At 64.2% G+C, this 20,415-nt stretch carries 16 protein-coding genes and 1 pseudogene; 8 read left to right on the top strand and 9 right to left on the bottom strand.

Going from position 1 to position 20,415, the window contains the following annotated elements:
* Window positions 1-3: 3 nt before the first annotated feature.
* The 3 genes from B0G74_RS43440 to B0G74_RS43430 form a co-directional block, all read right to left on the bottom strand.
* Window positions 4-1,362 carry an MFS transporter gene (locus tag B0G74_RS43440; protein WP_132383913.1) on the bottom strand — a complete coding sequence of 453 codons (1,359 nt, stop codon included), beginning with the start codon at window positions 1,360-1,362 and terminating at the stop codon, window positions 4-6.
* Window positions 1,359-2,435, bottom strand: a complete 1,077-nt coding sequence (locus B0G74_RS43435; RefSeq protein ID WP_132383911.1) for an alpha/beta hydrolase — start codon at window positions 2,433-2,435, stop codon at window positions 1,359-1,361. The genes B0G74_RS43440 and B0G74_RS43435 overlap by 4 nt, the downstream gene beginning before the upstream one ends.
* A gap of 75 nt (window positions 2,436-2,510) precedes the next feature.
* On the bottom strand, window positions 2,511-3,563 hold the full coding sequence (locus B0G74_RS43430) for a porin (RefSeq protein ID WP_132383909.1): 1,053 nt from the start codon (window positions 3,561-3,563) through the stop codon (window positions 2,511-2,513).
* 164 nt (window positions 3,564-3,727) lie between these two features.
* Between B0G74_RS43430 and B0G74_RS43425 the strand changes: the two genes are divergently transcribed.
* From B0G74_RS43425 to B0G74_RS43390, 8 genes are all read left to right on the top strand, one after another.
* Window positions 3,728-4,630, top strand: coding sequence for a LysR family transcriptional regulator (locus B0G74_RS43425; RefSeq protein ID WP_132383907.1), 903 nt, complete (start codon window positions 3,728-3,730; stop codon window positions 4,628-4,630).
* An 84-nt stretch (window positions 4,631-4,714) separates the two neighbouring features.
* Window positions 4,715-6,232 carry an ATPase domain-containing protein gene (locus B0G74_RS43420; protein WP_132383905.1) on the top strand — a complete coding sequence of 506 codons (1,518 nt, stop codon included), beginning with the start codon at window positions 4,715-4,717 and terminating at the stop codon, window positions 6,230-6,232.
* 3 nt (window positions 6,233-6,235) lie between these two features.
* Window positions 6,236-7,894, top strand: coding sequence for an ATP-binding protein (locus B0G74_RS43415; protein WP_132383903.1), 1,659 nt, complete (start codon window positions 6,236-6,238; stop codon window positions 7,892-7,894).
* A 117-nt stretch (window positions 7,895-8,011) separates the two neighbouring features.
* Window positions 8,012-8,614, top strand: coding sequence for a MarR family transcriptional regulator (locus B0G74_RS43410; RefSeq protein ID WP_132383901.1), 603 nt, complete (start codon window positions 8,012-8,014; stop codon window positions 8,612-8,614).
* Window positions 8,615-8,620: 6 nt separating this feature from the next.
* Window positions 8,621-10,723 carry an FUSC family protein gene (locus tag B0G74_RS43405; RefSeq protein ID WP_132383899.1) on the top strand — a complete coding sequence of 701 codons (2,103 nt, stop codon included), beginning with the start codon at window positions 8,621-8,623 and terminating at the stop codon, window positions 10,721-10,723.
* Between the two features lie 55 nt (window positions 10,724-10,778).
* Window positions 10,779-10,988, top strand: coding sequence for a DUF1656 domain-containing protein (locus B0G74_RS43400; RefSeq protein WP_115778589.1), 210 nt, complete (start codon window positions 10,779-10,781; stop codon window positions 10,986-10,988).
* Window positions 10,985-11,983: an HlyD family secretion protein gene (locus tag B0G74_RS43395; RefSeq protein WP_132383896.1), complete on the top strand. Its 999-nt coding sequence runs from the start codon at window positions 10,985-10,987 to the stop codon at window positions 11,981-11,983. The genes B0G74_RS43400 and B0G74_RS43395 overlap by 4 nt, the downstream gene beginning before the upstream one ends.
* Window positions 11,980-13,506 (top strand): efflux transporter outer membrane subunit, encoded by a 1,527-nt coding sequence (locus B0G74_RS43390; protein ID WP_132383894.1) that lies wholly within the window; start codon window positions 11,980-11,982, stop codon window positions 13,504-13,506. Before B0G74_RS43395 ends, B0G74_RS43390 begins: the two co-directional genes overlap by 4 nt.
* Window positions 13,507-13,583: 77 nt before the next feature.
* Here B0G74_RS43390 and speD read toward each other — a convergent pair whose 3' ends face one another.
* The 6 genes and pseudogenes from speD to xylG all read right to left on the bottom strand — a co-directional run bounded on the left by speD (window position 13,584) and on the right by xylG (window position 20,369).
* Window positions 13,584-13,967, bottom strand: coding sequence for an adenosylmethionine decarboxylase (speD, locus tag B0G74_RS43385; RefSeq protein WP_132383892.1), 384 nt, complete (start codon window positions 13,965-13,967; stop codon window positions 13,584-13,586).
* Window positions 13,968-14,115: 148 nt separating this feature from the next.
* Window positions 14,116-14,394 carry a hypothetical protein gene (locus B0G74_RS43380; RefSeq protein ID WP_132383890.1) on the bottom strand — a complete coding sequence of 93 codons (279 nt, stop codon included), beginning with the start codon at window positions 14,392-14,394 and terminating at the stop codon, window positions 14,116-14,118.
* A gap of 184 nt (window positions 14,395-14,578) precedes the next feature.
* Window positions 14,579-15,040 carry a (2Fe-2S)-binding protein gene (locus B0G74_RS43375; protein ID WP_132383888.1) on the bottom strand — a complete coding sequence of 154 codons (462 nt, stop codon included), beginning with the start codon at window positions 15,038-15,040 and terminating at the stop codon, window positions 14,579-14,581.
* Window positions 15,041-15,087: 47 nt separating this feature from the next.
* Window positions 15,088-17,359: pseudogene (locus B0G74_RS43370) on the bottom strand (xanthine dehydrogenase family protein molybdopterin-binding subunit).
* A 254-nt stretch (window positions 17,360-17,613) separates the two neighbouring features.
* Window positions 17,614-18,813: a sugar ABC transporter permease gene (locus B0G74_RS43365; protein WP_132383886.1), complete on the bottom strand. Its 1,200-nt coding sequence runs from the start codon at window positions 18,811-18,813 to the stop codon at window positions 17,614-17,616.
* The gene (xylG, locus tag B0G74_RS43360) at window positions 18,810-20,369 is read right to left on the bottom strand and encodes a D-xylose ABC transporter ATP-binding protein (protein WP_132383884.1); all 1,560 of its coding nucleotides are present in this window, start codon (window positions 20,367-20,369) and stop codon (window positions 18,810-18,812) included. The genes B0G74_RS43365 and xylG overlap by 4 nt, the downstream gene beginning before the upstream one ends.
* Window positions 20,370-20,415: the final 46 nt, after the last annotated feature.

Raw genomic sequence — 20,415 nt, 5'->3', positions numbered from 1 at the left:
TGATCAATGGGTGGCGGGCCTCGCCGCCGCGCCGCCCGACATGCGTCCGGCGCGCGTGAAGTACACCATCGCGAGCGACACGAAGCCGGCAAAAATCAGGTAGAAGGCGGGCGTGAGACTGCTGCCGGTCACGCGCGTCAAGCCGGTGATGGTGAGCGGCGCCATGCCGCCGAACAGCGTCACCGCGATGTTGTACGAGAGCGCCACACCCGCCGAACGGCTGCGCACCGGGAACAATGTCGCGAGCATGCCGGGATGCGCGCCGGACATTGCGGCGAGGAACACCGTGGCGATCATCTGCGCGATGAACAGATGCCCCGGCGTCGGATTCGTCACGACGAAGTGATACAGCGGATACACGCAGAGCATCCACGCGATCACGATCGGATAGAACAACCGGTACGCGCCATAACGATCGGCAAGCTTGCCCGACAGCGGAAACAGAAACAGATTCAGCACGCCGGACACGAACGCGCCGAGCAACGCGGTGGAGAGCGGCAAATGCAATTGCCGTTCGACATACACCGACAGATACGAGTGCCACACATAATTGGTCGCCGCCCCGATGATGATCACGCCCATCGCGCAGATCGCCGCGTCGCCGTTGTCGCGGAAGAACTGGCGGATCGTGACGCGCGGCGGTTTGTCCTTGTGATCGAGCAGCCGCTCGAACTCCGGCGATTCGGCCACGCGATGCCGGATGTAGAAGCCAAACGGCCCGGCCAACGCGCCGAACAGAAACGGCAGTCGCCAGCCCCACGCCACCAGTTGCTCATGCGTGAGTTGCGTGGTCAGCAGATAGCCGACCCCGGACGACAACAGCAACGCGAACGCCTGCGCCGACATATTGAAGCTGCCGTAAAACATCTTCTTGTGCGGCGGCGCATACTCGACCAGCATCGCCGATGCCGTCGCGAACTGTCCGCCCACGGAGAGCCCTTGCAACAGGCGCGCGAGCACCACCAACAGCGGCGCCGCGATGCCAATGCGCGCATAGCTCGGCGTGAGACCCATCAGCAGCGTGCTGGCCGCCATCGAAATGATCAGCAGCGAAAGCGCTTTGCGGCGCCCCGCGCGGTCCGCGTAGATGCCGAGCAGAATGCCGCCGATCGGCCGCACGATGAAACCGACGGCGAACGTGGCGAGCGTCAGCATGATCGACACGAATCCACTGCCGCCGGGAAAGAACACTTGCGCGATGATCTTCGCGAAGTAGCCGTAGATCAGAAAGTCGAACCACTCTAAGCCGTTACCGAGGACGGAGGCGAAGATCGCGCGCCGCACCATCGCAGGGCTCAAGGCGTTCGACGCGTCGGCTTCGGACGCGGTACCGTCGCGCTGATTGAAGGTCGCTTCGCTCATTGCTCGCATCCCGGAGTGTCGAACATCGCCGCCAGCGCGCACACCGACGTCAGCATGCGCGCACCGTTGTGCCCCACGCCCGGCACGATATGAAAGCGCTGCTTCAAACCGTCCGGATGACGCGCCTGGAGATACCGGTAGTACGCCTCGGCACGCGCGACGCGTTGCGGCCCTTGCGCTTCGGCGGCGCAGGTTCTGTCGAGCGCGCTTTGCTGCGGATCGTCATCCGCGCCGCCGACGAGGTAGTCGATCCGGCGCGCCGCATAGGTCGCTTCGAGTTGCGCGGGCGTCCGGTCGTCGAGATAGGGCGGCCGGTTGTCCATGCCGTATTTCCATTGATTGAAGTCGGGACATTGCGCGGCATCGAACGGCGCGGCAATGCCTTGCGCGTCGGGCCGTTGCGCATCGAAATAGGCATACGTGGACGGACTCGCCACCACGTAACGCACGTCGATGCCCTCGCCGGTCAGCGCGGCGATGTTGCGCGCCGCGACGGCGTAGCGCTGCACGACTTGCCCGCCGCCCGAATGCCCAGCGAACACCACGTGCCGCAGATTGGGAAACAGCTTGCGATCCGCGAGACGCGCGACGATCGCGTCGAGCACCTCGTAGGAACTGATCGGCAGCGGCGCGCGCGCCGCTTCGCCGCCCATCCAGGCGTCGCCGGTCCAGCGCAGCAGATCGGCCGGTTCGTCATGTACGCGCGTGTCTAGCGTGGCGAGGAATTGCGGCGCGATCAACAGCGTGGCGTCGGGGTCCGCGTGCGCGGCGTCGCGAGCATTCTGCGCGGTGCGAAAATACACGTCCGCGTTGCGCAGCTTGCCATGAATCACGATCACCGCGCGCGTCACTTGCGGCTGCGCGACGTTCCAATCCTTCGACAGATACAGCGGAAATTCCGCGTGCCCTTGCGGCGTGTCGAGCGTGAAGCGCGTATCCGAGATCGTCGCCACCGGCTTCAGATGCGGCTCGTAAGCATGGACCGCGAGCGCGGGTTGCGCGAGCGTCGCTAGCAGGGCAGCGGCGGTTGACGCACACAGCACCCCAATACGTCGTGAAAGATTGAAAGTCATGCAGCTTGCTCCTGATCGCCGTGTACTGTCTTGAACGCGGCGCATCGTCGAATCCGTCGTTGAAAAACCGAGTATTCAGAACCGGTGGCGAATGCCGAGCGTCACACCTGTCTGGTTCGGACCGAACGCGGTGTCGCTCGTCAAACCGACGGGCGTGTACTGATCGTTGGCGTAGTGCGTGGACGCGGCATACGCGACCGTTGCGTACACATCGGTTCGCTTCGACAGAATATAGTCCGCGCCCAGCACGCCCATCAACGAGTTCGACACGTTGTCCGCCTTGTTGCTCTGGTAGTACGCGGCGGCCGTCAGGCGGAAAGCCGGCGCGATCAGATAGCGCACGCCGCCGAACCACAATGCCGACGACACCGACTTGCCCTTGGTCGGGTTAAACAAATAGTGCTCATAGCCGCCCATCAGCGTGACGTCGCCGAGCTGCTCGCGCGCCGAGGCGCTCCAGTTGCGCGACTTGGTCCACATGCCGGTCGAGTTGATCGCGCCGTTGCGGTAGTCATAGGCCACCGCGGCGGCAAAGCTGCCCATGTCGTAATCGAGCGCGCCGCCGTAGGCCGCGCTGCTCTGAAACGAATCCGCCGAGCCGCCGAAGCTGTAATCCGCCGTCGCCGTCAAACCGCCGAAGCGGCCCACATACTTGACCGAGTTGTTCACGCGCGCCTTGAACGAAAAGCCGTCGACGGAGCCGGTGGTCGGCATCCACGTGTATTGCTGGCCGAACACCATCGGGTCGTATTTGATGAGCGTGTCGTACATCGCCGTGTACTGCAAGCCCGCCGACAGTGCGCCGTAGGCATTCGAAAGCCCCACTGCGGCCGTGCGGTTGAACAGCACGCCGGCGCTCGCGTTGGTGCCGTCGTTGCCGTTGAAGCCCGCTTCGAGAATGAAGAACGCTTTGTTGCCGCCGCCGAGATCTTCGGCGCCGCGAAAGCCGAAGCGCGAATTACTCAAGCCGCCGGAATTCTCGCGGACCAGCGAGCCGCCGCTGGCGCCGGCATGGTTGAGAAATTCGAGGTTGGTGTCGATCACACCGTATAACGTGACCGATGCTTGCGCATGCGCGCCGGCGCAACTCATGACGGCCAGGGTGGCCACCGCACATTGTTTTTTCATTGACGTCTCCACGTTTTGTTTTATTTCGCGTTCATTTCCTATGCGATGGACGAGATCGTAGGATCGGCCGTAGTAAATGTAAAATACCTGTTTTAAGCACAACCCATATTTATTCAATATGGCAGCGAGCCGACCTTCGAGCGCTGTCCGGGAGACGAAACACCATGGAGCTGCGGCATCTGCGTTACTTTCTGGCGGTCGCCGAAGAAGGCCAATTCACGCGCGCGGCAGAGCGGCTGGCCATGCAACAGCCGCCGCTCTCGCAGCAGATTCGAACGCTGGAAGAAGAGATCGGCTTCGAACTGTTCGTGCGCATGCCGCGTGGCGTCACCTTGACGCCGGCCGGCCAGGCCTTTGCCGAAGACGCGCAACGCTTGCTGCAGAATCTGCAGCAGTCGGTCGAAAAGGCGAGCCGGATTGCACGCGGCGAGCTCGGCACGATTTCGATCGGGCTGACGAGTTCCGCGGCCTTTCATCCGTTCACGACGGAGGCGATCCGCGCGTTTCGCGCGGTGTGCCCCGAGGTCGCCGTCGAGCTTGCCGAACTCAACGCGGCGGAGATCATCGAGCGTCTGGCCGCGGGCCAGATTCAGACGGCGTTTCTACGCAAGCCGGTCGACGCGCGCGAAGGCGTGGCGTTCGAGTTGCTGCTCGACGAGCCGATGGTCGTGGTGTTGCCGGTCGGTCATCCGTTGCTCAAGGGCAAGAAGCGGCCGCAAGTGTCGCTGAAAGCGCTGGCGCACGAAGACTTCATTCTGGTCCGCCGCCCAGGCGCACCCGGCATGTACGCCGATATCCTCGCCGCGTGCCGGCAGGCCGGCTTCGTCCCGCGCATTGCCCGTGAAGTGCCGCGCATGGTGTCGGGCATCAACCTCGTGGCGGCGGGTCTGGGAGTGACGCTGGTGCCCGCTTCCATGCAGCGTTACGACCAGGTGGGCACAGTGTATTGCACGCTTGCGAACCCCTCGAAACTCAGCGCGCCGCTGCACCTCGCCTATCCGACGGCGTTGCATAACAGCGCGGCCACGCGCTTCATTCAACTGGTGAAGGAGCGCGCTGCTGGATGATCGCGTCGATGGGCACAGATATTGCGTTCTCGCCGTACCGGCTGAACAACCACCAGCCACTCATCGACGCCAGAACGCTACGCCATGTCAAACAGACAAGCCGCCGCCAAGCCGGCCCGCCTTTCCTCGGGAATCGAAGGAATCGACGACATCCTGGGAGGCGGTCTCACGCCGCACCGCATGTACCTCGTGGAAGGTGCGCCCGGTACAGGTAAAACTACCCTGGCCTTGCAATTCTTACTCAAGGGTGTCGAAGAAGGACAGGGAGGCTTGTACATCACCTTGTCCGAAACCCGCTCCGAACTGATCTCGGTAGCTGAAAGCCACGGCTGGAACATCGGCGGCTTCAGGATTCTCGAGCTGGTGTCGGACGAGGGTCTCGATCCGCAGTACGAGCAGACCGTGCTGCACCCGGCCGAGGTCGAACTCGGCGAGACGGTGCGCAACGTCATCCAGCAGGTCGACGAACTCAAACCCGCGCGCATCGTGCTCGACAGCCTTTCCGAGTTGCGTCTGCTGTCGCAGAACCCGTTGCGTTACCGGCGGCAGATTCTCGCGCTCAAGCGCTATTTCGCCACCCGTGAATGCACGGTGCTGCTGCTCGACGACAATTCGGCCGATCCCGGCGACGTGCAGCTGCACAGCATCGCGCACGGCGTGGTCAGCCTCGACAATCTCGTGCACGACTACGGCGGCAACCGGCGGCGCGCGCGCATCGCCAAGATGCGCGGCATCAAATTCCGCGAGGGGTACCACGACTTCACGCTCGACACCGGCGGCATCCACGTGTATCCGCGCCTCGTCGCGGCGGAACATCATGCGACGTTCGACACCGAGCCGGTCAGCACCGGCACACCGGGCCTCGACGCGTTGCTCGGCGGCGGTCTGATCCCGGGCACCAATGCGCTGATGATCGGCCCTTCGGGCGTCGGCAAAACCACCACGGTGGTGTCGTGCCTGGTCGCGGCGCTCGAACGCGGCGAGCGCTGCGTCTACTACGTGTTCGACGAGACCCTCGTCACGCTGATGATCCGCTGCGCGACGCTCGGCATGCATCTGGCGCCGCACGTGGAGAGCGGCCTGCTGACGCTGCGCCAGATCGATCCGGCGGAAATCTCGCCCGGCGAATTCGCCAGCGACGTGCGCCAGTCGGTCGAGAAGAGAGACGTCAAGTACGTCGCGATCGACAGCCTGAACGCCTATCTCCAGGCCATGCCCGGCGAGCGCTATCTGCTGCTGCAAATGCATGAACTGCTCGGCTATCTGAACCAGCAAGGCATCATCACGATGCTCGTGCTGGGACAGCACGGCATTATCGGCGAGGTGCAGAACGATATCGACATCAGCTATCTGAGCGACGTGGTCGTGCTGTTCCGCTATTTCGAACACCACGGCGAAGTGCTCACCGCCGTGACGGCCGTGAAGAGCCGCGCCAATGCCCACGAGCGTTCGATCCGCCAGTTCCGGCTCGGCGGCAACGGCGTGGAAGTGGGCGAGGCGCTGCGCGACTTCGAGGGTGTGCTCTCCGGCCTGCCGGCTTATCGCGGCAGCACCGCGCTGCTCGGTTCGACGAATCGCGTCATCGACACGTCTGGGCAGTAAGTCATGGAGCAACGCGTCCTCATCCTGGCGCCGTTTGGCCGCGACGCCGATGTGATTGCCGAAGTGCTGCACAAAGATAAGCGCCTGTGCGTGGCCTGCCGCGATGCCGACACGCTCACCGCGGCGCTGGACGCCGGTGCGGGCGCCGCGTTGATCGCTGAAGAAGCGCTCGCGGGCAACCATGCGATCCGGCTTTTCACCTGGCTCGAACAGCAACCGGCGTGGTCCGATTTCCCGTTCATTCTGCTCGCCGCCTCACGCCTCGGACATCGTTCCGAACGTGGCCTGGAAGTGCTCGAACGACTCGGCAACGTGGTCGTGCTCGAGCGCCCGCTGAATTCGGAAACGTTGCGGCGCGCGGTAGCGTCGTCGTTGCGGGCACGCGCGCGGCAATACGAATCGCGCCGCCATCTGGCCGAGCGGATCGAAGCGCAAGAGGCGCTGGTGCAATTGAACGACTCGCTGGAAAGCCGCATCGCCGAACGCACTCACGAACTCGCCTCCGCCAACAACAGGCTGATGATGGAAATTCACGAGCGCGCCAAAGTGCAGGCCGTGCTGGTGCAATCACAGAAGATGGAAGCACTCGGGCAACTCACCGGCGGCATCGCGCACGACTTCAACAATCTGCTGAACGTCATCATGGTCAACGCGGAGTTGATTGCGCGCGTGAGCAGCGACGAGCGCCTTCGCGGCATGGCCGCCACCGTCAAACGCGCGACCGAACGCGGCGCGAAACTGACCGGGCAGTTGCTCACTTTCTCGCGCAACAGCAACCTCGATCTGAAAGCCGTGGACGTGGTGGCGTTGCTGCAAGGCATGCGCGACATCATCACGGTGTCGCTCGGTTCAAGCATCCGCTATACCAACGAGTTCGATGGCGAAGAGATGTGGACACAGGCCGACGCCAATCAGCTCGAACTGGCCGTTCTCAATCTCGCCATCAACGCGCGCGATGCCATGCCGGGCGGCGGCCAGCTCAGCATTTGCGTGAAGGTGCGCGAAGCGCCCGATCAGACACTCGATGAAGGCCGCTACGTAGTGGTCGAAGTCGCCGATACCGGCTCGGGTGTGCCGGCCGATGTGGTGTCGCGCGTCTTCGATCCGTTCTTCACCACCAAGCCGATCGGCAAGGGCACCGGGCTCGGCTTGAGTCAGGTCTACGGCATTGCGAGGCAAGCTGGCGGCACGGCGCGTCTGTTCAGCGAGGAAGGCGTGGGCACCACGGTGGAGATCTGGCTGCCGTTGCGCGAACGCGTGGCGCCGCAGGCCGAAGCGGCGTCCGATGCGGAAGCGAACGTGGTCGGCGAAAAGCGCGTCCTGGTGGTCGAAGACGACGGCGAGGTGCGCGCCATGCTGGTCGAGTCGCTGAGAATGCTCGGCTACACCGTGACCGAAGCCGCCGATGGACGCGCGGGCCTGAATCGCTTGCAGGACGACAACCCGGACCTGCTGATGGTGGACTTCGCGATGCCCGGCATGAACGGGATCGACGTGATCGCCGAGGCGCGCAAGATGCGCGAGGATTTGCCGGTGATCCTCGCAACGGGTTATGCGGACGTGGACATTTCCGGGCTGGCCGTAAAGCGCTGCACGATTTTGCGCAAGCCTTTTCAACTCGATGATCTGGCGCGTACGGTAAGGCTCGGACTCGCGGCTTGAGCGACGTTTGCATGGCGAACCCCGGCGCCTGTCCACGCACGCGGCCGCATCGCAACGTCACAAAAAATTCCGATTCAATAGTTTGCTAACGAATTTTTTGGAAATACAATACCGGCCATGTCGAATCTCGATACCTTGCGCCGGACAGTCAGCAGCACGCTGGTCGTCGCCGCCCGAAAATGGCGGCGCACGAGCCACGGCGTGCTGGCGGCCTTCAATGTCTCCGAGGCGTGCGCCACGCCGCTCCTGACCGCCAGCCGCCTCGGCGCGGCGGTGCGCCAGGTCACGCTCGCCGATCACATCGGTATCGAAGGGCCCTCGCTGGTGCGGTTGCTCGATCAACTGTGCGCCGCAGGTCTGATGCGTCGCGACGAAGACCCCGAAGACCGGCGTGCGAAAACCGTGGTGCTCACAGAAGAAGGCCGCGCCGTCACCGCGAAAATGGAAGAAGAACTGGTCACGTTGCGGGCGCTGGCGTTGAAAGACGTCTCGCGCAGCGATCTCGAAGCGACCTTGCGCGTGCTGGCCGCTTTCACCGCCGACGCCGGCGAACGTGCCGATCAGAACAACGATCCCAGCGGCGATCCGGACCGCGATGAAGGCGTTCAACGCGCCTCGGTCAAACCAACGCAGCACGCCAGCCAACCCCGCAAAGCTACCAAAGCGAACAAAGGCAAAGCAGACACCGCCGCGCCGCACAGCGCCAACGATCCGGCGTAACGGTTTATGGTCTACCCTTCCCTTCGCGACTGGCTGTTCTCCGTCAAGACGTTTGCCGCGGCGATGATCGCGCTCTACATCGGCCTCGCGCTCGAACTACCGCGGCCGTATTGGGCGATGGCGACCGTCTACATCGTGTCGAACCCGTTTGTCGGCGCGACACGCTCCAAGGCGCTTTATCGCGCGCTCGGCACCATGCTCGGCGCCTCGGCCGCGGTGCTGCTGGTGCCGCCCTTCGTCGAATCGCCGTATCTATTCAGCGTGATCGTGGCGCTCTGGACCGGCACGCTCCTGTATCTGGCGGTGTCCGACCGCACCGCGCGCAGCTATGTGTTCCTGCTGGCCGGCTATACGATGCCGATCATCGCGCTGCCCTCGGTGACCAATCCCGGCGGCGTGTTCGATCTCGCGGTCAGCCGTACCGAAGAGATCACGCTTGGCATCGTTTGCGCGAGCATTGTCGGCGGCGCGCTGTTTCCGAGCCGGCTTGCGCCGACCATCATCGAGCGAACCGACGCATGGTTTCGCGACGCCGCCTTCTATGCGACCGAAACGCTCTCCGGGCGGATTGCCGGCTCGGCGATTTCGGGTGCCCGGCAGCGCATCGCGGCCACCATCAATGGTCTGGAATTGCTGCTGAGCCAGCTTGCCTACGATCACACGCGGCCCGACGTGCTGGCGCGCACGCATGAACTGCGCGGACGCATGCAGTTGCTGCTGCCGATCATGTCGTCGCTCGCCGATCCGCTGATCGCGCTCTACAACAGCGGCCGGCAGACGTGGCCCGAGGGTCTGGAAAGCCTGCTCGCCGACGTCATCAAATGGTTCGAGGAGCCGATGCCCACCGTGAGCGAAGGCGATCACCCCGACCCGACCGCCGACGCGCTGCGCGAGCGCATCGCGGCGATGCAGCCGCCGCCGTCCGCACTCGCGGGCTGGGACGGCGCGCTGCTCTCGAACGCACTGTGGCGCATGAAACAGGTGATCGACGTCTGGCAGGACTGCCGCTCGCTGCGCATCATCATCACGCGGGAAGAAGGCTCGTGGCGCCCGCGCTTCCGTCATTGGCGGCTGGGCGGCACCGAGCGCTTCTACGATCACGGCATCATGCTGTTCTCCACCGGCTCGGCGGCGGCGGCTGTGATTCTCGCGTGCAGTTTGTGGATCAGCTCAGGCTGGAACGACGGCGCGAGCGCGGTCACACTCGCGGCCGTGGCGTGCTGCTTCTTCGCCGCGCTCGACGAACCCGCGCCGTTCGTGTTCCGCTTCTTCGTGGCGACCGCGATCAGCGTGGTGGCGGCGGGCGTCTATCTGTTCGTCGTGCTGCCGCACGTGCACGACTTTCCCATGCTGGTGATCATGTTCGCCGCGCCGTTCATCTTCGTCGGCACGCTGATCCCGCGCCCGCAGTTCAACCTGGCCACGGTGCTGGTCGCGGTGAACACGGCCACCTTCATCAGCATTCAGGACGCGTACGACGCCAACTTCCTGGTGTTCATGAACAGCAATCTCGCGGGCCTCGCCGGCTTGCTTTACGCGTATCTGTGGACGCGCGTGACGCGCCCGTTCGGCGCCGAACTCGCGGCGGCCCGTCTGCTGCGTTCGAGCTGGGCCGACGTGGCGCTCACGGCATCGACGCGGCCGATCCACGATCCGCGCAATCTCGCCGCGCGCATGCTCGACCGCCTGATGCAGTTGATCCCGCGCCTTGCCGCGACCGACGACCATCGCCATCCGTCGATCGAAAGCTTTCGCGATCTGCGCATCGCCTTCAACGCACTCGATCTGCGCCGCCTGACCCACAAGCTGGGCGGCGAAGCGCCCGCCGCGATCGATCACGTGCTCGACGACGTGCGTCGGTACTATGAAAGCTGTGTCAATCGCCGCAAGCGCGAGCCGGTGCCCGACAGCCTGATGTCGTCGATCGACGCCGCCGTGGCGCGCGTGACGGCACAAGGGCTCGCCAACGCCGATGCGCCGAGCGCGACCTCGCAAACCTCGGCACGCCGGCTGCGCGAAGCGTTGCACGCGCTGGTCGGCTTGCGTCTTTCGCTGTTTCCGGCCACGCTGACGACACCGACGCCGCCCGAACCGGAGGCCGCTGCCTGATGCGCCCAACTCGTCGCGACTTTCCAGCCCTCTCCACCCTTTTCCACTCCCCGCGATGATCGGTGAAATCGATATCTTCGGCGTGTTCGTGCCGGCCGTGCTCGTGCTGATGTTGGTCGCGTATCTGATCAACCTGGCCATTCGCACGGTGCTCGCGCGCGTCGGCTTTTACCGTTTCGTCTGGCATCGCTCCATCTTCGATCTCGGCATCTATGTGCTGGTGCTGGGCCTTGTCGTTGTCGTTTCGCACAGACTAATAACGTGAAAAAAACCTGGTTCTCCGTCGGTCAAATTCTGCTGACCTTGATCGTCGTCGTCGTCGCCGCCTTCGTGCTGTGGAAACTGGTCGGCTACTACATGTTCGCGCCCTGGACCCGCGACGGACACGTGCGCGCCGATGTGATCCAGGTCGCACCGGACATCTCGGGGCTGATCTCGTCGGTCGAGGTAGTGGACAACCAGCAGGTCAAGCAAGGCCAGGTGCTGTTCGTGATCGATCAGGCCCGCTATACGCTCGCGCTGCGCCAGGCGCAGGCCACCGCGCAACAACGCCGCGCCACGCTCGATCAGGCGCGCCGCGAAGATGCGCGCAACCGCAAGCTCGGCAACCTGGTCGCAGCGGAGGTGTCGGAAGAAAGCCGCTCGCGCGTCGAACAGGGCGAGGCCGCGCTCGCTGATGCGAATGTGGCTATCGACACGGCGAAGCTGAATTTGCAGCGCGCCACGATCGCGAGTCCGGTCGACGGTTATCTGAACGACCGCGCGCCGCGCGTCGGCGAATATGTCGCGGCGGGACGGGCGGTGGTTTCGGTGGTGGACATGCATTCGTTCCGTGTCGATGGCTATTTCGAGGAAACCAAGCTGGGTGGCATCGACATCGGTCAGCCGGTCGATATCACGGTGATGGGCGAGCCGGCCGTGTTGCGTGGACACGTGCAAAGCATCGTCGCCGCGATCGAGGATCGCGACCGCACGCAAGGCTCGAATCTGCTGCCGAATGTGAACCCGGCGTTCAGTTGGGTGCGGCTCGCGCAGCGGATTCCGGTGCGTGTGGCGCTCGATGAAGTGCCTGCGGATTTCCGCATGATTGCCGGGCGCACGGCGACTGTGTCGGTGCGTGATCTGTCGCCTGGCGGTAAGAAGCATCCGGATGCGGGGGCGTCGGGTGCGGTAGCGGCTTCGGCTACGTCTGCTGTTCCGGCTGGCTCGGCTGCACAGCCGGCGTCGGCGGCGATCGCATCATCGGGCGCCTCGCAATGAAGCTGTCGCGCGCCCTGCCCTTATTGCCGTTGCTGCCGCTGTTGCCGCTGGCTGTTGCGCTGAACGGCTGCATCAACGTCGGTCCCAACTACTCGTTGCCGCAACAGGCGCTCGTCAACGCGCCGCTCGCCAATGCGCCGATCGAAGGCGCCGATACGTCCCTGACGACGCGTCAAAACGTGCCGCCCGTGTGGTGGAAGCTATACGACGATCCAGTGCTGAACGGACTCGTCGACCAGGCGCTGCAATCGAACACCGACTTGCGCGTCGCTGCCGCGAATCTGGCGCGCTCGCGTGAAGCGCTAGGCGTCGCGCAAGCACAAGGCGGATTTTCCGGCAAGACGTCGGCGCTGATCGAACGCGCGCAGGAGTCCGCCGAACAATACCTGCTCACCGAGAAACTGCCGGTCGTGAATGAAGGCGACATCGGCATCAGCGTCTCGTATGAAATCGATCTGTTCGGCAAGCTGCGGCGCGGCGTGGAAGCGGCGCAAGCGGACACCGAATCCGTGCAGGCCGCGGGCGAACTCGCGCGGATCACCGTGGTGGCGGACGTGGTGCGCTCTTACGTCGAGCAATGTTCGGCCGCCGAGGAACTCAGGATCGCGCAACAGTCGCTGGCCTTGCAGAAACAGCGGGTGGACGTATCGCGCCGCCTGCGCGACGCGGGCCGCGGCAATCAGCCCGACGTGACGCGCGGGCAGACCCAGGTCGATACGTTGTCGGCCGATATTCCGCGGTATACAGCGCGCCGCAAGATCGCGCAGTACCGCCTCGCGGCGCTGCTGGCCCGCGCGCCGTCCGACCTGCCGCCGGCCGTGCTCGCTTGCGACAGGCTGCCGCAAATCCGTCAGCCGATTCCGGTCGGCGACGGCGCCGCGCTGCTCAAGCGCCGACCGGATGTGCGCGAGGCGGAACGTCAACTGGCGGCGTCCACCGCGCGTATCGGCGTCGCTACCGGGGCGTTGTATCCGACGGTGAGCATCGGTGCGTCGGCGGGTTTGACAGGCATTCTGGAAGACCTCGGCACGTCGCCCACGGCGCGCTGGGGCTTCGGTCCGCTGATCAGTTGGACGTTCCCGGCGAACGGCGCGCGTGGCCGCGTGCGTGAAGCACAGGCGTCGAGCCAGGTCGCGTTGGCGAAGTTCGACGGTGTGGTCCTGACCGCGCTGCGCGAGACCGAAACCAGTCTCGCGACCTACGCGTCGGACTACGCCCGCGCCGACGCGCTGCGTGCCGCAGTGAAGTCGGCCACCGAGTCGGCGGATGAAACGCACCGGCTGTATCGCGCGGGGCGTGAGTCGTTTATTTCGGATCTGGATGCGACGCGCACGCTGACGTCGACGAAGTCACAGGCGGCGGCTGCGGATGGCCAGGTGGCGATCGATCAGGTCAATCTGTTCCTCGCGCTTGGCGGAGGGTGGGAAGTTGATCCGCAGAACGCGTCCGGCAGTTCGACGCCGGCGGCTGCGGTGCCGGTTAAGGCAACGCCGCTGCCGACGGCTGCAGCGAAAGCGCCTTAAAGCGGCTTTTCATTTTTGATTGTCTAACGCGGCCAGCCTATCAAGGTTCGCTTTAGACAATCCGCTTGCCGACCGATCTACGGCGGCGGCACAACTCCGCGCTCACACGTGCGCACATTCCGCGCTTCCGCCTTTAACTCGCGAGCGATCTGCGCGACCGCATCTTCAGCACGCGCCTTGCCGCACATGAAAATATCGAGCGCGGCGAAGCGATGCTCCGGCCACGTATGAATCGTGACGTGCGATTCCGCGAGCAGCACGACACCCGTCACACCATGCTCGCCGCCAAAGTGATGAAAGTGCGCGGAGAGTACCGTAGCGCCCGCAGCCTTAGCCGCGTTTAGCAGAATCGCCTCGAGCGCCGCGGGATCCCGCAGCATGTCCGCCGCGATACCGCCGAGATCGGCCAACACATGCGTGCCATAGGCATCACGCGGCGCAGGCGCGGATATGGCCGTCACCGCCCTCACTTGTGCGACCCATACGACGAATAACCGCTGCGCGCGGACGTCCCGCCATAACCACCACCGCCGCTTCCGGTCATCGACGTGCAACTGAACATGACAATCACAACGAGCGCGTAAAGCACATATAAGATTTGCCTCACGCTCACCTCGACTCTTCGTGGAAGGCGCGCCAGATCCACTCCGGCGCCCACAAAGCCACCATGCCGACGATCACCAGCACCGTCGAACCGTCGAATTCGAACAGCTTGCCGAAGTTGATGAAGACCATCGCGAAGGTAGCTATCCACGGCCAGGGACCGAAGCCGGCCGTCGTGATTCCTTCTCGCGCCGGTTTTGCTTCGCTGCTGGCGGCAAACCGTGTTTTGCGGTGACGCGCCACAAGCTTACGAATTATTTTTATTAGCTTTCTTTTAGCTTTCATTTCGGGTTAAATACATATCACCAACCACTCAATACGGGGACATGTATGTCGCAATTCATGAAAAGCGCAGCCACGCTGGGCGGCTGCATCGGCATTTTTGCGGCGGTCGTCGCCGTGGTGGAATTGCTGGCAGGTTGAGCACGCGCGGCGGGCTCTTTCGATAACGCGAAACACGTCGGCGGCATTACGCGGGGCGGCGCTTTGCCGCCGCCTGGTGGATTGCCGCCCGTACCCGTGGATAGGTGCCGCAACGGCATACGATGTGCGACATCGCCGTGTCGATGTCGGCGTCGGTCGGTTTGGGATTGTGCTTGAGCAACGCGCAGGCCGCCATGAGTTGCGCGCTCTGGCAGTAGCCGCACTGCACCACGTCGAGATCGATCCACGCGGTCTTCAATGCCTGTGCTTCAGGACCCTGCAAGCCTTCGATGGTCGTGATCTTCTGCGTGTGCAGGCTCGACATGAGCGTCTGACACGCGAAGCTCGGCTCGCCATCCACATGGATCGTGCACGCGCCGCAAATACCCAGGCCACAGCCGAACTTGGTGCCGGTCATGCCGAGTTCGCAACGCAGCACCCATAGAAGCGGCATGTCCGGCTCGGCTTGTACCGCCACCGCCCGGCCGTTGATGTTCAGCGATCCCATCGGCTGTCTCCTTCGTCCTAGTCCCCAGGTTTTTGAATCCGGGTGCTTCACGCGAGCTTCAACGGCAGCGAGCGCAAACGCTGGCCGGTTAGCTTGTACACCGCATTGGCCACCGCCGGCGCGACCGGCGGCACACCCGCTTCGCCCACGCCTTGCGGATGCATCTGGCTCGGCATGATGTCCGTGTCGATTACTGGGCAATCGTCGATCCGCACCACCGGAAAATCCGTAAAGTTTTTCTGCTGCACCTGGCCGTTGACGAGCGTGATCTCGTCCTGCAACGCGGTGGACAGACCGAAGACGACGGCGCTCTCCATCTGCTGACGAATCAGATTCGGATTCACCGGCATGCCGCAATCGATCACGCAGACCACCCGATGCACGCGAATCTTCTTGCCAGGCCCGACCGACACTTCCGCGACCTGCGCGACCACGCTGCCGAACGCCTCGTGCAACGCGACCCCACGCGCGCGCGGCGCGCCGTCGGCGGCACGCGTCAACGGACGTTCCCAGTCCGACAACGCCGCGACGCGCTTTAACACCGCCAGATGCCGCGGATGCTGCTCGAGCAGCGCGGCGCGAAACGCAATTGGGTCTTTGCCGGTCGCCACGGCGAGTTCGTCGGTGAAGCCCTCGGTGAAGAACGCCTGATGCGAGTGGCCGACCGAGCGCCAGAACCCGACCGGCACCGGCAATTCGACGATCTTGTGCGCGACACGCGCGGCGGGCCATTCGTAGGGCTGATCGAACGCGCCTTCGCAGGTGGTCTTGTCGATGGGAAGGCGCGGGGCGCCGTAGTAGCGCGCGAGCGCTTCCGGCACGATCGCCTGACTCGCCGACGTGGCCTGCCACGCCACCAGCTTGCCGTCGTTGTCGAAACCGGCCTTCAGCCGCGACAGGCATGCCGGACGATAGAAGTCGTGCGTGAAATCCTGGGCTCGCGACCAGAGGGTCTGCACCGGACGGCCGCCGCCCTCGCGCGCAATCGCCGCGGCCTGAGCGATGAAATCCAGCTCCAGACGCCGTCCGAATGCGCCGCCGATCAGAAGCGTTTGCACGTCGACCTTGTCGACATCGAGGTCCAGCACTTTCGCCACATGATGCCGCGCAAGGCCGGGCATTTGCGTGGAGACCCAAACCGTGGCCGCGCCGTCCGCGACCTGCACGGTGCAGTTGAGCGGTTCGACCGCGCCATGCGCGAGATACGGCGCGCGATATTCGGCGCTAACGGTGCGCGCCGCACGACTCAACGCGGCATCGACGTCGCCCAGATGGTAGTACGCGTGGCCGTCGCTGTCGTCGAGTGCTTGCGCGAGCCGGCGGTCCACGTCCGCGTTCGAGAGCTTCGCTGCGGGTCCATCGTGCCAGCTCACGTCGATGGCGGCGACCGCGTTTGTCGCGCGAAACGGGTTGTCGGCGATCACTGCGACGCCGCCGGTACCGCCGCTGTACGGCGCGACGGCGAACGCCTTGATGAAGCCCGGCATTTTCCCGGCGGCCGTTGCGTCGAACTTTGCCACCGAGCCGCCCAGTGTTGGGCACATCTCGACGCTTGCGTAGAGCAGGCCGTCCGGCAGCACGTCGATGCCGAAGCGCGCCGTGCCGTTGATCTTCGATGCCGCTTCGATACGGCGTAGTGGTTTGCCGATCAGCTTGAAGTCGGCGGGATCTTTCAGCGCCACCTTGCGCGGCAGCGCCTGCTGCGCGGCCATCGACGACAATTCGCCGAAGCTCGCCTTGTGGCCCGACGGGTGCAGCACCTGGCCGCCTTCAGCGCGGCATTCACCGGCCGGCACTTTCCATTGCGCGGCCGCTGCGCTGATCAGCATGGCGCGCGCCGAGGCGCCGGCTTCGCGCATCGGCGTCCATAGGTCGTTGATGCTCGATGAACCGCCCGTCATCATCGTGCCGGCTTCGCGCACCAGCTTGCGGGTCATCCAGACGGTGGTGCGTTTGACGGTGCTGTCGTCGTCGGGGCGAAACGGCAGGTCGTCGATGATGGCTTGGACGCTGTTGTAGATCTTGTCGATGGGCGAGTCTTCGACGCGCACCTGCGACCAGTCGGCGTCCAGTTCTTCGGCAAGCAACATCGCAAGGCCGGTGTGGATGCCCTGCCCCATTTCCGCCTTGCACATCATGATCGTTACGCTGTTGTCGGCGGCGATCTTGACCCAGCCGTTCAGCGGCACCTGCGTGCCTTGTGCCGGCAGCGGCATGGAGGCGGTCAAAACGCTGCCCCGGCGGCAGCACCGACCAGCCGACCAGCAACGCGCCGACAGCGCCGGCGCCGCCGAGCAGAAAGGTTCTGCGTTTCAACATGGCATGGTTCGATCAGCTTGCACGATGGCTGGGAAGCTGTGAAAGCGCGGGTCGGCGCCTGGCGTTGTTCCTCGGAATAGTAATAAGACGGGAGAGTGGATGCGGGACTTAAATGCGTGGGTTCAGGTCAAGAGGCGCGGGGCGGGGGGTGAGGAGGATGGCGGAGATTGAGGGAAGTCGTGGGGTGTTTCATTAAATGGGGTGGGGAATGGGATGCGCCGGCCTCGCGCCGGCGCACCTCCCCTTCTTCCACCTCACCGCCGGTTCGACCCCGACACCACATCGATCCACACGGCCAGCACGAGAATGCTGCCCTTCACGATCATCTGCCAATAGGCGTCTACGTCGAGCATCGACATGCCGTTGTCGAGGCTGGCCATCACCAGTGCGCCGATCAGCGCGCCGTAGACCGTGCCGGAACCGCCGCGCATCGACGTCCCGCCGATGAAGCACGCGGCAATCGCATCGAGCTCGCCCATCGATCCCGCCGAAGGCGAACCCGCGGCCAGCCGCGCCGTATTGACGATGCCGCCGAACGCGCACATCAACCCCATCAACGCGAAGATCGCCAGCTTCACTCGATTAGTGTTGACGCCCGAAAGCCGAGTCGCTTCGAGGTTCGAGCCGACCGCATAGATGCGTCGCCCGAACACGGTCTGCGTGGCGATCCACGTGAAAATACCCAGCAGCGCGAGCAGCAATAGGACCGGCACCGGAATGCCGCCGTAACGATCGAGCGTCGCAACGAAGCCGGCGAGAATCACACCCGCGCCGACCACCTTCACGACGTCTTGCCAGAACGGCACCACACGCAACTGATAGCGCTCGCGGTTGCGGCGCTGCCGTATCGTCAGAAACGCCAACAGCAGAAACAGCACCACCGCGAGCGTATCGCCCGCGAGCCGCGGCAAATAACCTTGGCCGACGAACACGAAACTGTCCGACACCGGCGCGATCGTCGAACCGCCTGTCACGCCGAGCAGAATGCCCCGATAGGCGAGCATGCCGCCGAGCCCGACAATGAACGAGGGCACGCGCCGATAGGTCGACCACCATCCGTTGAACATGCCGACCAGCACGCCGAGCAGCATGACCACCGGCAACGTGACGCCGATTGGCCAATGGCGGTTGACGTCGAGTATCGCCGCCACGCCGCCGAGCAAACCGAGCAACGACCCAACCGACAGGTCGATCTCGCCGGCGATGATCACGAACACCATGCCGCACGCGAGCATGCCGGTAATCGACATCTGCCGCAGCAGGTTCGACAGATTGCGCGGCGTGACGAACGCGCCGTGCGTGAGCACCGAAAAGAAAATCCAGATCGCGGCCACGGCGATCAGCAGCGCGAGAATCTTGTAGCGCGCGAACAGTTGCTGAATGCGCTGCGGACCGCCGAATGCGCCTCGCGGCACGGCTTCGTCGGCGCGTTGGGAAGTAACGTCGGGCGTCATGCGGCACTCGCTGCGGTTGGGTTCGGGGATCGCTGCACGGGACGGATCGCGGCGCTGAGAATGTCCTCCTGCGTGAGGCCGTCGTTGACGAAATCGCCTCGCAACTCGCCTTCACCGATCACCAGCACGCGATCGCTGATGCCGAGCACTTCGGGTAATTCGGAGGAAACCATCACGATCGACATGCCGCGCTGCGCCAGTTGAAAAATCAGCTTGTAGATTTCGTATTTCGCGCCGACGTCGACGCCGCGGGTGGGTTCGTCGAGAATCAGCACCTTCGGATTGGTCAGCAACATGCGGGTCAGCACGGCCTTTTGCTGATTGCCGCCGGACAGACTCGCGATCGACAACATGGGATGCGCGGCACGCACCGAAAGCCGCTTCATCTCCGTATGAATCGTATCGAGTTCGGCAGCGGAGTCGATTCGCCCACCCGATGCAAAGCGCTCCAGCACAGCCAGCGTGATGTTGTGGCCGACGCTCAGCCCCGGCACGATGCCGTGGCGTTTGCGATCTTCCGGCACCATGCCGATGCCCGCGCGAATCGCATCGACGGGTGCGCGAATCTTGAGCGGCTTGCCATCCATCACCACGGTCGCCTCGCTCACGCCGGGATACGCGCCGAAGATCGCCTGCATCAACTCCGTGCGCCCCGCGCCGACCAGCCCGGCCACGCCGAGAATCTCGCCATGCCGCAGCGCGAACGACACATCGTTCACACGCTTGCGACGCGGATTGGTCACATCGAAACAGGTAACGTGGCGCGCTTCGAAGATCACGTCGCCGATCGGATGCGGCTCGCGTGGAAACAGGTTCTTGATTTCGCGGCCCACCATCAGCGAAATGATGCGGTCGGTGGTGAGCGCGCGCATCGGCTCCGTCGCGACGTGGCGGCCGTCGCGAATCACGCTGATCGTGTCGCAGACGGCCGCCACTTCATCGAGCTTGTGCGAGATGTACACGCAGGCCACGCCGCGCCGTTTCAGATCGCGCACGATGTCGAGCAGAATGCGGATCTCGGAGGAAGTCAGCGAAGACGACGGTTCATCGAGAATCAGCAGCTTGGCGCGCTTGTTCAGCGCCTTCGCGATCTCGATCAACTGCTGATGGCCGCCGCCATAGTTCATCACCGGCTGTGCGGCATTGATACCGCTAATGCCGAGTTCGCGCAGCAGTTCGTCGGCGCGCTGGTACATCGCGGCGTAGTTCATGCGGCCGCCGGGCAGCGTGATCTCATTGCCGAGAAAGATGTTCTCCGCCACCGACAACTCCGGCACCAGCATCAACTCCTGGTGAATGATGATGATGCCGGCGCGTTCAGTGTCGCGCACACTGGCGGCTTTCAGCGGCTCACCTTCCCAGATGATTTCGCCGTCCCACGTGCCCCACGGATACACGCCGGAGAGCACTTTCATCAGCGTCGACTTACCCGCGCCGTTCTCGCCGCACAGGCCCACGCACTCGCCGGGCGCGACCGTGAGGTCGATGCCGTCGAGCGCCTTCACGCCGGAAAACGCCTTGACGATGCCGCGCATCGTCATAAGAGCTTGCGTCATTCGCTATGCCTCGCTGCAAGGCGCGCGACGGCGCCGATACGCATGA

The organism is Paraburkholderia sp. BL9I2N2, from assembly GCF_004339745.1.
Classification (GTDB): Bacteria; Pseudomonadota; Gammaproteobacteria; order Burkholderiales; family Burkholderiaceae; genus Paraburkholderia.
This window is presented reverse-complemented; position numbering and strand designations above follow the sequence as displayed.

What these genes read in the sequence shown, in the direction of transcription:
- B0G74_RS43440 (WP_132383913.1), bottom strand. Translation starts at nt 1,362, where the DNA reads ATGAGCGAAGCGACCTTCAATCAGCGCGACGGTACCGCGTCCGAAGCC.
- B0G74_RS43435 (WP_132383911.1), bottom strand. Translation starts at nt 2,435, where the DNA reads ATGACTTTCAATCTTTCACGACGTATTGGGGTGCTGTGTGCGTCAACC.
- B0G74_RS43430 (WP_132383909.1), bottom strand. Translation starts at nt 3,563, where the DNA reads ATGAAAAAACAATGTGCGGTGGCCACCCTGGCCGTCATGAGTTGCGCC.
- B0G74_RS43425 (WP_132383907.1), top strand. Translation starts at nt 3,728, where the DNA reads ATGGAGCTGCGGCATCTGCGTTACTTTCTGGCGGTCGCCGAAGAAGGC.
- B0G74_RS43420 (WP_132383905.1), top strand. Translation starts at nt 4,715, where the DNA reads ATGTCAAACAGACAAGCCGCCGCCAAGCCGGCCCGCCTTTCCTCGGGA.
- B0G74_RS43415 (WP_132383903.1), top strand. Translation starts at nt 6,236, where the DNA reads ATGGAGCAACGCGTCCTCATCCTGGCGCCGTTTGGCCGCGACGCCGAT.
- B0G74_RS43410 (WP_132383901.1), top strand. Translation starts at nt 8,012, where the DNA reads ATGTCGAATCTCGATACCTTGCGCCGGACAGTCAGCAGCACGCTGGTC.
- B0G74_RS43405 (WP_132383899.1), top strand. Translation starts at nt 8,621, where the DNA reads ATGGTCTACCCTTCCCTTCGCGACTGGCTGTTCTCCGTCAAGACGTTT.
- B0G74_RS43400 (WP_115778589.1), top strand. Translation starts at nt 10,779, where the DNA reads ATGATCGGTGAAATCGATATCTTCGGCGTGTTCGTGCCGGCCGTGCTC.
- B0G74_RS43390 (WP_132383894.1), top strand. Translation starts at nt 11,980, where the DNA reads ATGAAGCTGTCGCGCGCCCTGCCCTTATTGCCGTTGCTGCCGCTGTTG.
- B0G74_RS43380 (WP_132383890.1), bottom strand. Translation starts at nt 14,394, where the DNA reads ATGAAAGCTAAAAGAAAGCTAATAAAAATAATTCGTAAGCTTGTGGCG.
- B0G74_RS43375 (WP_132383888.1), bottom strand. Translation starts at nt 15,040, where the DNA reads ATGGGATCGCTGAACATCAACGGCCGGGCGGTGGCGGTACAAGCCGAG.
- B0G74_RS43365 (WP_132383886.1), bottom strand. Translation starts at nt 18,813, where the DNA reads ATGACGCCCGACGTTACTTCCCAACGCGCCGACGAAGCCGTGCCGCGA.
- xylG (WP_132383884.1), bottom strand. Translation starts at nt 20,369, where the DNA reads ATGACGCAAGCTCTTATGACGATGCGCGGCATCGTCAAGGCGTTTTCC.